Annotated in this window: 12 protein-coding genes and 9 tRNA genes; 19 read left to right on the forward strand and 2 right to left on the reverse strand. The window is 40.7% G+C overall.

Annotated elements, in window-relative coordinates:
* Positions 1 to 18: 18 nt before the first annotated feature.
* From uvsE to J7E63_RS22565, 3 genes are all read left to right on the forward strand, one after another.
* Positions 19 to 981, forward strand: coding sequence for a UV DNA damage repair endonuclease UvsE (gene uvsE / locus J7E63_RS22555; RefSeq protein ID WP_215016698.1), 963 nt, complete (start codon positions 19 to 21; stop codon positions 979 to 981).
* 72 nt (positions 982 to 1,053) lie between these two features.
* Complete coding sequence (locus J7E63_RS22560; RefSeq protein ID WP_215016700.1) at positions 1,054 to 1,530, forward strand: PH domain-containing protein; 477 nt, start codon at positions 1,054 to 1,056, stop codon at positions 1,528 to 1,530.
* Complete coding sequence (locus J7E63_RS22565) at positions 1,520 to 2,983, forward strand: PH domain-containing protein (protein WP_251033693.1); 1,464 nt, start codon at positions 1,520 to 1,522, stop codon at positions 2,981 to 2,983. Before J7E63_RS22560 ends, J7E63_RS22565 begins: the two co-directional genes overlap by 11 nt.
* Before the next feature lie 210 nt (positions 2,984 to 3,193).
* Here J7E63_RS22565 and J7E63_RS22570 read toward each other — a convergent pair whose 3' ends face one another.
* Positions 3,194 to 3,919: a rhomboid family intramembrane serine protease gene (locus J7E63_RS22570; protein ID WP_215016702.1), complete on the reverse strand. Its 726-nt coding sequence runs from the start codon at positions 3,917 to 3,919 to the stop codon at positions 3,194 to 3,196.
* A gap of 103 nt (positions 3,920 to 4,022) precedes the next feature.
* On the opposite strand from J7E63_RS22570, the gene acpS reads away from it, so the two are divergent.
* The 6 genes from acpS (at position 4,023) to J7E63_RS22600 (ending at position 10,224) form a co-directional block, all read left to right on the forward strand.
* Positions 4,023 to 4,373 carry a holo-ACP synthase gene (gene acpS / locus J7E63_RS22575; RefSeq protein ID WP_215016704.1) on the forward strand — a complete coding sequence of 117 codons (351 nt, stop codon included), beginning with the start codon at positions 4,023 to 4,025 and terminating at the stop codon, positions 4,371 to 4,373.
* A gap of 189 nt (positions 4,374 to 4,562) precedes the next feature.
* A complete protein-coding gene (locus tag J7E63_RS22580; RefSeq protein WP_215016706.1) occupies positions 4,563 to 5,576 on the forward strand; it encodes a LolA family protein in 1,014 nt (337 codons plus the stop codon).
* Between the two features lie 125 nt (positions 5,577 to 5,701).
* Complete coding sequence (gene alr, locus J7E63_RS22585) at positions 5,702 to 6,865, forward strand: alanine racemase (protein ID WP_215016708.1); 1,164 nt, start codon at positions 5,702 to 5,704, stop codon at positions 6,863 to 6,865.
* Between the two features lie 271 nt (positions 6,866 to 7,136).
* Complete coding sequence (locus J7E63_RS22590) at positions 7,137 to 7,418, forward strand: CopG family ribbon-helix-helix protein (RefSeq protein WP_066097189.1); 282 nt, start codon at positions 7,137 to 7,139, stop codon at positions 7,416 to 7,418.
* A gap of 4 nt (positions 7,419 to 7,422) precedes the next feature.
* The gene (ndoA, locus tag J7E63_RS22595; RefSeq protein WP_007083556.1) at positions 7,423 to 7,773 is read left to right on the forward strand and encodes a type II toxin-antitoxin system endoribonuclease NdoA; all 351 of its coding nucleotides are present in this window, start codon (positions 7,423 to 7,425) and stop codon (positions 7,771 to 7,773) included.
* A 276-nt stretch (positions 7,774 to 8,049) separates the two neighbouring features.
* Entirely contained in the window at positions 8,050 to 10,224 is a 2,175-nt protein-coding gene (locus J7E63_RS22600) for a Tex family protein (RefSeq protein ID WP_308161993.1), read from the forward strand.
* 302 nt (positions 10,225 to 10,526) lie between these two features.
* Here the strand turns inward: J7E63_RS22600 and cmpA are convergent, their stop codons facing one another.
* Entirely contained in the window at positions 10,527 to 10,640 is a 114-nt protein-coding gene (gene cmpA, locus J7E63_RS22605) for a cortex morphogenetic protein CmpA (RefSeq protein ID WP_088085061.1), read from the reverse strand.
* Between the two features lie 95 nt (positions 10,641 to 10,735).
* On the opposite strand from cmpA, the gene J7E63_RS22610 reads away from it, so the two are divergent.
* The 10 genes from J7E63_RS22610 (at position 10,736) to J7E63_RS22655 (ending at position 12,282) form a co-directional block, all read left to right on the forward strand.
* Positions 10,736 to 11,209 carry a SprT family protein gene (locus J7E63_RS22610; protein WP_215016712.1) on the forward strand — a complete coding sequence of 158 codons (474 nt, stop codon included), beginning with the start codon at positions 10,736 to 10,738 and terminating at the stop codon, positions 11,207 to 11,209.
* A gap of 122 nt (positions 11,210 to 11,331) precedes the next feature.
* A tRNA-Asn gene (locus J7E63_RS22615) sits at positions 11,332 to 11,406 on the forward strand.
* A gap of 3 nt (positions 11,407 to 11,409) precedes the next feature.
* Positions 11,410 to 11,500, forward strand: a tRNA-Ser gene (locus tag J7E63_RS22620).
* Between the two features lie 11 nt (positions 11,501 to 11,511).
* Positions 11,512 to 11,583 (forward strand) — tRNA-Glu (locus J7E63_RS22625).
* A gap of 61 nt (positions 11,584 to 11,644) precedes the next feature.
* A tRNA-Gln gene (locus J7E63_RS22630) sits at positions 11,645 to 11,719 on the forward strand.
* Positions 11,720 to 11,743: 24 nt separating this feature from the next.
* Positions 11,744 to 11,828, forward strand: a tRNA-Leu gene (locus J7E63_RS22635).
* Positions 11,829 to 11,889: 61 nt separating this feature from the next.
* Positions 11,890 to 11,975: transfer RNA gene (locus J7E63_RS22640), tRNA-Leu, on the forward strand.
* Between the two features lie 60 nt (positions 11,976 to 12,035).
* Positions 12,036 to 12,109: transfer RNA gene (locus J7E63_RS22645), tRNA-Arg, on the forward strand.
* 6 nt (positions 12,110 to 12,115) lie between these two features.
* Positions 12,116 to 12,192: transfer RNA gene (locus J7E63_RS22650), tRNA-Pro, on the forward strand.
* Between the two features lie 16 nt (positions 12,193 to 12,208).
* A tRNA-Gly gene (locus J7E63_RS22655) sits at positions 12,209 to 12,282 on the forward strand.
* The last annotated feature ends 99 nt before the right edge of the window (positions 12,283 to 12,381 follow it).

The following is a 12,381-nucleotide window of genomic DNA, read 5'->3' on the forward strand; positions in this document are numbered from 1 at the left end:
TAAGTAGGAGTGGACAAAATGATTGTCAAACTTGGATATGTAGCAATGAGCGTAGAACTCCAGAACGCATCGCCATCACAAACGATGACATTTGCTCAATTTGAAAAAATAAAAGACCGGGACGCAGCGATTCGGAAATTAGAGAGAATCGCTATATCGAACTTAGAAAATTGCTTGCGGTTATTAAAACACAATGAGGGCAACCAAATTCATTTTTTCAGGCTAAGCTCGCGGCTCATTCCCCTGGCTAATCATGAGGAATTACTGGACTGGGACTACATCAAACCATTGAAAGAACCACTCAAAAAACTAGCCAATTATATAAAAGAGCACCCTTCTAGGATTGACTTCCATCCAGATCATTTTGTGGTGCTTAATTCACCGAATAAGGATATTTTGATTAATTCCTTAAAGACGCTTGCCATGCATGAAAGACTCCTAAAAGGAATGGAAATAGATACGGAACACCGTTGTGTACTTCATGTCGGTGGAGGGTATAACGATAAGGAGAAAGCCCTGGAATACTTTATTCATAATTGGGCCTATGTTCCCCCTCCAATCCAAAAAATGATTATGCTCGAAAATGATGATACGACATTTACAATAAAGGAGACACTATACCTTTGTGAAAAGTTGGGTCTGCCGATGGTGTTTGATTATCATCATCATCTTGCTAATCATGAAGAGGAAGACTGGACGGCTGATTGGGAGCGGATTGTTGCGACTTGGGCACAGTCTCCTCTGCCAATAAAGATACATATATCCAGTCCGCGCTCCGAAAAGGATTTTAGAGCCCATGCGGACACAATTGACCCGCAAATGTTTCTTCGGTTTTTAAATCAAGTTAAGGGAACTGTTCCAGAGATCCACTGTATGATTGAAGCGAAGCAAAAAGATACGGCGCTTTTTGAGCTGGTAAAGGATTTGCAAGAGTGTGAAGGAGTTACGTGGATCGACCAGTCCAGTTTTATTATCGAATAAGTAGTAGTGCCGTACTCCCCAACCATGTATACTTAAACTGATTTTGAGATTGTGAAGTAGGGGGAGAGATGAATGGTTGAACCGCAAAATCGACTTTCGGAAAAGGCCTTAAAGGTATGGAGAATCTCTGCAGTAATCAAGGTTGTCATAGAATGGTCGATCACAGCTGTTATTGTTATACTATTATATATTTTCGATGGTCCCTTCTGGATTTCGCTTACCCTCATCATATTAGGAGTTATTTTTACATTTTTACATATTTTTCTATTTCCTGCACTCAGATGGAAATGGTGGAGATATGAAGTTCGTGAGGAAGAAATAGAGCTGCAGGAGGGTTTCTTTATCCGAAGTCGTACCTTAATTCCAATGGTTCGCGTCCAGCATGTAGATACCGTCCAAGGACCTATCCTAAGGAAGTACAAATTAGCATCAGTGATTGTTCATACGGCGGCTACAGCCCATCCAATTCCTGCTTTGGAAGAAACAGAAGCAGAACAATTAAGGCTCAATATATCGAAACTAGCAAGGGTTGCTGAAGATGATGTCTAAACCAAAACGACTTCATCCCATAGCCATTTTGGGATATATGGGTAAAAGAATAAAAAACTTTATTTTTCCAATTGCTGCTTTTACATTTTCGGTTACTCGTGATAGTGGTCGCCCGTTACTCTTCACCTTGGGTGTGTCCTTAATAGCGATTATTATTATTTTTATTAGCAGTCTCCTCTCATGGTTACGGTATACATACCAATTGGAACAGGATGAACTCCGGATTAAAGATGGGATTTTCATTCAAAAGAAAAGATACATTCCATATGAGCGAATTCAAAGTATCGATCTTTCCGAAGGTATTTTACAACGATTGTTCGGGTTGGTAAAACTCCAAATTGAAACAGCTGGCGGAATGGGATCAGAAGAAGCGGAAGCCGTCCTTTCTGGGATATCGAAAGAGGAGGCTCTGGTAATCCAGGAATTTACGGCAGCAGCTAAAGGGAGCGGGGCAATCGAAGGAAAAGATCTACCTGAGGGTCAATCCGTTTATAAAATTTCCACCGGACAATTATTAATACTTTCCCTAACCTCAGGTGGTGTTGGGGTGGTCATCTCAGCTGTCCTTGCGTTATTAAGTCAAGTGGATGACCTGATTCCCTTTCGAAGATTAGCCAGCGGTATTGAAAAATGGACGGCCCCTAATCTGATCCTGCTTATTATCCTTGTGGTTATTGGATTTTTCCTGGCATGGGTAATCGCTCTCATTGGTACGATGCTAAAGTATGCTAATTTTACTGTGATCAAAAAAGACAATGATTTAGTTATTACTCAGGGCCTGTTGGAGAGAAGACAAATAACAATTCCGTTGAAGCGGATCCAAGCGATTCGCATCAGTGAAAATATGGTCAGACAACCCCTCGGTTATGCGACCGTATATGCGGAAAGTGCTGGCGGGTCATCGGCCAATCATGAAGGTTCTAAAGTGACCCTTTTGCCGATCGTCAAGCTAGATCAGATCGCTTCCATCCTTGAACCGGCCATTACAGATTACCTTGTCCCGACCACCTTTACCCTACTACCGAAACGGTCGATGTGGCGCTATATATTCAGGCACTGGTACATTGCTATTCCGATCGTGATTGTGTCGCTACTATTTTTGAAGACTTGGGGCCTTCTTTCCATCATTCTGCTTGGTGCGATGACGCTTGGGGCTGTTTTAAAATATAAGGCAGCTGGTTGGACTCTTGCTGAACAGCAGCTAACGCTAAGATACCGAACGTTAATGTTGATTCGAACGATGGTTATAATGAAGAAAAATAAGATTCAAAGCTTGGAAATAAGAGAAAGTTATTTTCAGCAGAAACAAGAACTAGGAACATTCGAAGCCTTTGTGAAATCGGGCGTTGGTGATGCAGGCGGCACTGTCGTTGATATGGAAAAGGGCGATCTAAAGAAAATTTATGATTGGTATTCTAGCGGCAAAGAAAAAAGGATTTGCAGTGAAAGGTAGTTTCGACTGCAAATCCCTGTTATTTCAAGATAAGAAAGTATAAATTTCGACTTTGAAAATTGTCCAGCTCCAGCGCCCTAGCGGCTAGTGTCCTTCGCTCTCCGCCCTACGATAAGTCAACATCGAATCGCCTTCGGCTCTTCGTGTTTCCTTTATCTCAGTTGGAGCGCTCCAGGCCATACGCCGCTGAACAGGGCGCTTGCGCTTTTCTTATTGGGCTAGTAATCCGAGAATAGCAATGATAATAATCGACGCCCAAATGATCACCTTCAATGGAGATTGATAGGAGATGCTGCTCTTCTTACTGCTGGCCCAGTTCGCGGTGCCTCGAATCGAATCGGATAAATCTTTTTTATTGAAATAAGGAATCGCCCCCATTAAAAAACCACCAAGTAATCCAAAAAGATGGGCGGTAATATTAATATTCGGCTGTAAGAATGTCATAATGAGACTGACAACACAAAGAGTAAGGATTATTTGCGAGTTTTGCTTGGAAAGCATATGTTTCCGAAACATAATAACCGCAAGGTAATAACCAAACAAACCAAATATCGCTCCACTTGAACCAACGTGGGTATAGGTGAGCGGCTGGAGCAGCAGTGTGGCGACATTTGCAATAAAACCTGACAGCAGATAGACAAATAAAAATCTGCCGCTTCCAAGCATGCGCTCCAGTGCCGGTCCAAATAGCACAAGGGAAAAGCTATTAAACAGCATGTGTGAAAAACCACTATGAATAAAGGTCGGTGTAATCAGCCGCCAATATTCCCCTTCCTTAATATAAAGATTAACTCCAGAAAGATTTTCAAAGAACCAAGAGTTAGGGAAGATGGTTATACTCGTTAAAAGATATAATCCTACATGAATGGTAATAATAATAGAAACAATTGGATAAAGGCGGATAAAATCGCGAAAACTTTCCGTTCTCGTAAACATGATAAAAACCTCCTGAGTTTCACATTAACTATAAATAACTAATTTCCGTCCTCGTACACTATTACTTATGCTCATTGTATATCAAATAGAAGGAAGATGAACGATGATTAAAGGGATTGGGATCGATATTATTGAACTTTCAAGGATTGAGGACATCCTCAATCGACAAAAGAAAATTGTGGACCGCGTGTTAACTCCGAATGAGCGGCTAAAATTTGAAGGTTTATCGGCTGTCAGAAAAGTAGAATTTTTAGCAGGGCGCTTTGCGGCGAAAGAAGCGTATTCTAAAGCGAATGGCACAGGTATTGGTGAAGAGTTATCATTTTTAGATATTGAAATTGAAAATGATAGATCTGGAAAACCCTTTTTTGCAAAGCCAGAGAGGCATGCCCATTTATCTATTTCACATAGTAGAGATTACGCCGTAGCGCATGTAATTATTGAAGAAATTTAGTGCATATAAATTTTTATAAAAATAAATAGCTTGGCAACTCCTTATCATATTCCTTTAGGTTGTCTCATATATTCATAGGGAAACAGGAGAGACAAGGTCAGCCATGGTCATTAAGCAAACTCCATTGCCTGACCCCTGCCTTTCTCTTCTCTATAATCATATGAAATGAGACAAGAAGGGGTTGAAGGAATGAGGAAAAAGCTATTGCTGCTAATCACGGGGCTCATGGTCATTTTTGTACTAGCGGCCTGCGGTTCTAAATCACAAGGTGATGTGGTAAAAGAGCTAACGGGGAAACTAGATGACTTAAGCGGCTATAAGGTGAATGCAAAAATGACGTTGAAAATGGGATCTAATTCACAAATTTATAAGGTTGAAATTTGGCATAAAGATCCTACCTTTTATCGCGTGAATTTGAAAAATGCTCAAAAAGACCAAAGTCAGATGATATTAAGGAATAACGAAGGCGTATTTGTTCTTACCCCTGCTCTAAATAAGAGCTTCCGTTTCCAAAGCGATTGGCCGCAAAATAGCAGCCAGGCCTACTTGTATGAATCGCTGATTAAGGATATTGTTGCAGATAAAAGTGCAAAATTCTCCACCACTAAAGAATATTATGTATTCGAAACGAAGACCCGCTATCAAAACAATACAATGCTCCCATTCCAAGAAATCAAGTTGAATAAAAGTGATTTATCACCTGCTGTGGTAAAAGTAATGGATCCGGATCGAAATGCCCTTGTAACTGTTGAGTTTTCCAAAGTGAAATTTAATGCCAGCTTTGACAAGGATGATTTCGATATGAAGAAAAACATGACACGTGCGCAGCTTAATTTGCCTGCTATGGCAGATGGCGGCGATGATGCCTTTACCGTTATGTATCCAACTACAGAACTTAAAGGGACAAAATTGATTGAGGAAAAAGAAGTGGCGCTAGAAGATGGCAAGAGGGTTGTCCTCACCTATGATGGCAAAAAATCGTTCACGCTTGTCCAGGAAAAGGTAACAGCAAAAACAGCGTCTGCGAATCCAACCTATATTGAAGGTGATATTGTCGACTTAGGTATGACGATCGGGGCTGTTTCGGAACACTCCCTCTCTTGGTCGCATAATGGTGTGGATTACATGATTGCATCGAAAAACCTAACGAAGGAAGAAATGATTGAAGTTGCAGCATCTGTCCAAGGTGAAGCAGTAAAATAAATATTGATACTAGCAGGCTCTTTACAGGGCCTGTTTTTTATTTGTAAATGATAGTAAACAGCAGTTTGATAATTTTTGTGATAAAATGGAATGACATTTAATTAAAGCTATTAGGAAGTGGAAACATGGAAGAGCAAGGTTTTTTTTATAGAGATACATGGGCGGAAATAGATTTAGATTGTATTCTTGCCAATGTTGCCTCCGTCAAAAAGCATTTGCCTCAAGATGTGAATATGATCGCAGTTGTCAAAGCAAATGCATATGGCCACGGGGATATTCAAGTGGCAGAAACAGCCCTTGAAGCAGGTGCAGCCTATTTAGCAGTTGCTTTTATGGATGAAGCGATAGCCTTAAGAAAGAAAGGAATTACTGCTCCTATTCTTGTCTTGGGTGCTGCACGGCCTGAAGATGTTCAAGTGGCAGCGAAATTTTATATTACCCTTACCGTTTTCCAGAAGGAATGGCTGCAAGAGGCCATAAAACATCTAAAGACAGAGGATCGAATTTCTTTTCATATCAAAGTAGATACAGGGATGGGGAGAATTGGTGTTCGCAGCTTACCAGAGTTAACTGCAATCGAACAAATCATCTCCGAAAATGACCAATTTATATTGGAAGGGATTTATACACACTTTGCTACGGCTGATGAACTGGATGAAACCTATTTTCGTCAGCAATTAGCGTTATTTGACAGTATGGCCAATGGGCTAAAAGAACAACCGAAGTATATCCACTCAAGCAATAGTGCTGCTGCACTAAGATATCCTAGCGCTTATTTTAATGCCGTTCGGATTGGCATTGCAATGTATGGCCTGACACCTTCACTTGAGATGGAAAGTGAAATTCCTTTTCCGCTCCGGGAAGCATTTTCACTCAGGTCACGACTTGTTCATGTAAAGAAGTTGCAAAAGGGCGAAAAAGTGAGCTATGGGGCAACGTATGAAACTGGTGAAGAAGAGTGGATTGGGACCATCCCGATTGGTTATGCAGACGGCTGGATTCGCAAACTGCAAGGCCAAGAGGTGCTTGTTAAGGGAACGAGGTCGCCGATTGTCGGTCGAATCTGTATGGATCAATGTATGATTCGTCTCCCATATCATGTTCCAATTGGGACCACCGTAACATTAATCGGCGGGGACGAGGAACAGTTTATTTCTGTTAATGAAATCGCCCAAAAGCTTGACACAATTAATTATGAAGTTCCATGTATCATTGCAAATCGAGTTCCGCGCATTTATAAAAAGAGTGGGAAAATTGTCGATTTAAAAAATTACCTTCTTGAAGATTAATGGGCTAAATGAAGATTTCCAGTCATATTTATGATATTGCGGTAATTTGTGCATAAAAGAGTGTTTTATTGGCTTATAATACAGTAGTATTATAAATAGTCTATGCAATAAGTTCGATAAGTGTTATTATTGTAGATGGTACAGATAGATAAGTGAAACTCACTGTATGAAACAGACTCTGGGTCGACTCATGTAGTGTGTTGAATTTATGCGTCAGAAGGAATTCTGGTTAGATAAAAATGGTGTGTAGTGATGGTGGAGGTGTATGTTTGTGGCTGAGTCAGGCGCAACTACGGAAATCTTAGTGAAGTTACCGCAACATCTTTTAACGGAATTAGATGGTTTTGTTAAACAAGAAAATGTAAACCGCAGCGAGTTTATCTACCAAGCAACAAAAATGTATTTACGCGAACGAAAAAAGAGACAAATTCGCGAGTCGATGAGACGTGGATACATGGAAATGGCAAAGATAAATCTTAGAATTGCATCAGAAGCATTTTTAGCAGAATATGAGGCAGAACACACAGTTGAACGTCTTGTAAGCGGAGGATAATCCTTTGATAGTCAAACGTGGTGACGTTTATTTCGCGGACCTATCCCCAGTTGTTGGTTCTGAACAAGGCGGCGTCCGACCTGTACTTGTCATCCAAAACGACATCGGGAATCGGTTTAGTCCCACAGTGATTGTTGCAGCGATTACAGCTCAAATTCAAAAAGCCAAGCTTCCTACTCATGTAGAAATTGATGCGAAGCGCTACGGATTTGAACGAGACTCGGTCATTCTGTTAGAGCAAATTCGTACAATTGATAAGCAGCGGTTAACCGATAAAATCACCCATCTCGATGACGAAATGATGGAAAAAGTGGATGAAGCGTTGCAGGTTAGCCTGGGTCTCATCGAATTTTAATTTAAAGCACGCTCTTTTTAGGAAGAGCGTTTTTTCATACATATCCTGACCTCATTTTCTACTTCTGCTTAGGCGAGCTCATATGCTCGCCTATTTTTTTTTAATGGCTATGTTAAAGCTCATTGTTGATTTTGGCACATGTTGATTGAAGCGCCCTGGAGCGGAAATCAACAGCCAAGTATAAAGCAGCCTTTAGAATAAATAGCGGAAGGCACTTTAATGAAACGGACTAATGATTCTGATACAATAGAATGAAAAGGAATGGAGGATTGTTTTGTGAATGATACAATCGTAAAAGATGATCAATTGTTAAAGAAAATTGCAGCTGAACTGACAATATCTCATAAACAAGTAAAGAGTGTGATTTCTTTATTAGATGAAGGCAATACAGTTCCTTTTATTGCTCGATATCGTAAAGAAATGACAGGAGCACTTGATGAAGTACAGATTCGCAATATTTTAGAACGCTGGCAGTATATCCAAAACCTTGAGCATAGAAAAGAAGAGGTTATTCGAATCATTGCCGAACAAGGAAAATTAACAGACGAACTTAACCAGGCGATTACCAAAGCAGAAAAGCTTCAAGAAGTTGAAGACTTATACAGGCCATATAAACAAAAAAGACGGACAAAAGCGACGATTGCAAAAGAAAAAGGTTTGGAACCTTTTGCAGAGTGGCTTCTGACTTTTACAAAAGAAAGTGTTGAAGACAAAGCAAAACAATTTTTATCAGAAGAAAAAGAAGTCCTTACCGTTGAGGATGCGATTGCTGGTGCGAAAGATATTATTGCGGAATGGGTTTCTGATGATGCTGAAAGCCGTAAATGGATTCGTAAAGAAACATTTAAATCCGGTGCAGTTGTATCGGTGGTCAAAGAAGCGGAAAAAGATGAGAAAAACGTCTACGAAATGTATTATGAATACGAAGAACCTGTAAATAAAATTGTTCCGCATCGAATTCTCGCCTTAAATCGTGGTGAAAAAGAGGACATTTTAAGAGTTTCGATTAGAATGAATGCCGATTTAATCTTGTCATATTTATCGAGAAAGTGGATCCGTATCCAGCACTCTCCATCAGCACCCACTGTGTTAGAAGCGATGGAAGATAGCTACAAAAGATTAATTCAGCCTTCCATTGAGCGGGAAATCCGCAATGAATTAACGGATAAGGGTGAAGAGCAAGCCATACATATATTCTCTGAAAACCTTCGTAACTTACTTTTACAGCCACCGTTGAAAGGCAAAGTCGTCATAGGTGTCGACCCTGCCTACCGGACAGGCTGTAAATTAGCAGTCGTAGATGAAACAGGCAAGGTGCTGAAGATAGATGTGATCTATCCCCATCCACCGGTTAACAAAGCCAAAGAAGCGCGCGAAAAGTTTATTCACATCCTCCGCGAGTATAAAGTTGAAATGGCGGCAATAGGAAATGGTACAGCCTCAAGGGAAACAGAACAGTTTGTCGCAGATATCTTAAAAGAAATGGATGAAGAAATTTTTTATTTGATTGTTAATGAAGCCGGTGCCAGTGTATATTCTGCATCTGAACTTGCTAGAGAAGAGTTTCCAAATCTGCAGGTAGAAGAAAGAAGTGCAGCCTCCATTGCCCGCCGCTTGCAGGATCCATTAGCGGAATTGGTGAAAATTGACCCAAAATCGGTTGGTGTCGGTCAATACCAGCATGATGTTTCCCAGAAACGTCTGTCAGAATCGTTGCATTTTGTGGTTGAAACAGCCGTTAACAGGGTCGGTGTAAATGTGAATACTGCTTCTCCATCACTTTTACAGTATGTAGCGGGGCTTAACAAGACGGCTGCAAATAATATTGTCAAAAAGCGCGAAGAGGAAGGGAAATTTACGAGCAGGGTTCAATTAAAGAAAGTACCTCGTCTTGGTGCAAAAACCTATGAGCAGGCGATAGGGTTTTTGCGCGTATTAGATGGCAAGCAGCCGCTTGACCGAACAGGGATTCATCCGGAAAATTACGACGAAGTGAAGAAATTATTAGCGAGTCTAGGATTTACAACTGATGACCTTGGTTCGGATGAGTTAATAACTGCTCTTAATGGGATTGATTTAAAAGCTGTTTCAGAAGAACTTGCTATCGGGGAATTAACCCTAAAGGATATTATTGATGCTTTGGTAAGGCCGGAACGCGATCCGCGCGATGATTTACCACGCCCTCTTTTGAAAAAAGATGTCCTTAAGTTAGAAGATCTACAAGCAGGTATGGAGCTGCAAGGTACGGTTCGGAATGTTGTGGACTTCGGTGCATTTGTTGATATCGGCGTTAAGCAGGACGGGCTTGTGCATATTTCCAAACTAAGCAATAGATTTGTAAAGCATCCTTTGGATATTGTGTCAGTAGGGGATGTAGTCACTGTATGGGTGGATTCCGTTGATATGAAAAAAGGCCGGGTTGCGTTAACAATGCTGGCGCCTTCGAACTAGTTGGAATTAACGAGTTCCTGTAATAACGTTATCACCATTATAGAAGACCATTTCGCAATGCGAGTGGGTCTTCTTTTTTATTTTTGTCCCAATCAATTAACTCTCTTAGAAATAATTATTAGATGTGAAGGGAAAGGTCTCATAAATGTTCATGAGGACAAAAATAGGAAGAGAAAGGTCTAAAATGTCCACATGAGGTGTTCATGAGGACAAAAATAGGAAGAGAAAGGTGTAAAATGTCCTCATGAGGTATTCATGAGGACAAAAATTGGAAGAGAAGTGCATAAATTGTCCTCATGAACTTAAGAGAAGTGTTTTTTTCTGTAAAAGAACCAGCACTGGTTTAGCATCTTGATCTGATAGCGATCCTTCTCATAGAAAGCTCTTTTCATTTGGTTTTGCAACCAAGTTGGCATAATAAAACCTCCCGAAAAGTACATCATTATTAAAGGTATATACAATATATGCTATAATAGGTTGTCATGTTCGCAAAGAAAGTGAGGGTCCCAAAATGGAACAACAAGAACTTCAATCATTAGTTGAAAAGATATCTGTTGAATCATTTGGGAAGCAGTTTCGACACATAGCGTCTTTCAATCCAAGACTAAGGTCAACAGGCGGCAGATACCTTCTTGGCACACATAATATTGAAATAAATAAAAAATATTACGAGCAGCTAGGTGTAAAAGAATTAGTGGGGATCATTAAACATGAGCTATGCCATTATCATCTTCACCTTGAAGGGAAGGGGTATCAGCATAGAGACCAAGAGTTTAAGCAATTATTAAAAAAAGTAGGAGCACCGCGATTTTGTGCACAATTACCCGGTAGACCAGTAAAACGAACATCCAAAAGAATCCTTCTATATCAATGCTCGAAATGTCAGCTATCTTACAGGCGAAAAAGAAGCATTGATACAAGTAGATACGTTTGTGGAAAATGTAGAGGAAAGTTGACGAAAATAAAAGAAATAATTTTAGAATGACGTAAGAATTTGGAAAAAATCTTTATCTAAAAACTATATTGACTTTCTATTATAACGTCATTATAATGTAAAGAGTCGATAAGGTGATTGCCTAATTGATTTAAGGTTTTTAATAATATTATTCCGCAGTAGCTCAGTGGTAGAGCTATCGGCTGTTAACCGATCGGTCGTAGGTTCGAGTCCTACCTGCGGAGCCATATGGGGAAGTACTCAAGAGGCTGAAGAGGCGCCCCTGCTAAGGGTGTAGGTCGGGTGACCGGCGCGAGGGTTCAAATCCCTCCTTCTCCGCCATATAATTTTTCGGCCCCTTGGTCAAGCGGTTAAGACACCTCCCTTTCACGGAGGTAACACGGGTTCGAGTCCCGTAGGGGTCATCTGGGACGGGGAGTGACATTGATTCATTTCCTGTTTCTTAATCTTTATAAACATCAATATTGGGCTATAGCCAAGCGGTAAGGCATCGCACTTTGACTGCGACATGCGTTGGTTCAAATCCAGCTAGCCCAGCCATTTTTTTGTAAATCAATATTAAATGCGGGTGTGGCGGAATTGGCAGACGCACCAGACTTAGGATCTGGCGCCGCAAGGCGTGGGGGTTCGACTCCCTTCACCCGCACCAAATGTTTTACTTGAATTAATTTGGTTAGTATGTTATGATTGTTTTTGTCGCTAATTATCGTGCGGTCGTGGCGGAATGGCAGACGCGCTAGGTTGAGGGCCTAGTGGGGGCAACCCCGTGGAGGTTCAAGTCCTCTCGGCCGCACCAAATAAATTGTTGACAAACGATACCGAGTCTGGTATACTTTAAAAGTTGACTTCAATACATGCGCCCTTAGCTCAGCTGGATAGAGTGTTTGACTACGAATCAAAAGGTCGGGAGTTCGAATCTCTCAGGGCGCACTTTAACGGGAAGTAGCTCAGCTTGGTAGAGCACTTGGTTTGGGACCAAGGGGTCGCAGGTTCGAATCCTGTCTTCCCGACCAGTCGAATATATTTTATGCGGGTGTAGTTTAGTGGTAAAACCTCAGCCTTCCAAGCTGATGATGAGAGTTCGATTCTCTTCACCCGCTCCAAATTACCTTTAATAATTGTTCTTTGAAAACTAAACAAACAAAATCGTGCAAACAAACAAAAATTTTTAGTTTCAATAAAGAAACTAAGCCAACGTAACA

The organism is Bacillus sp. ISL-75 (genome assembly GCF_018613095.1).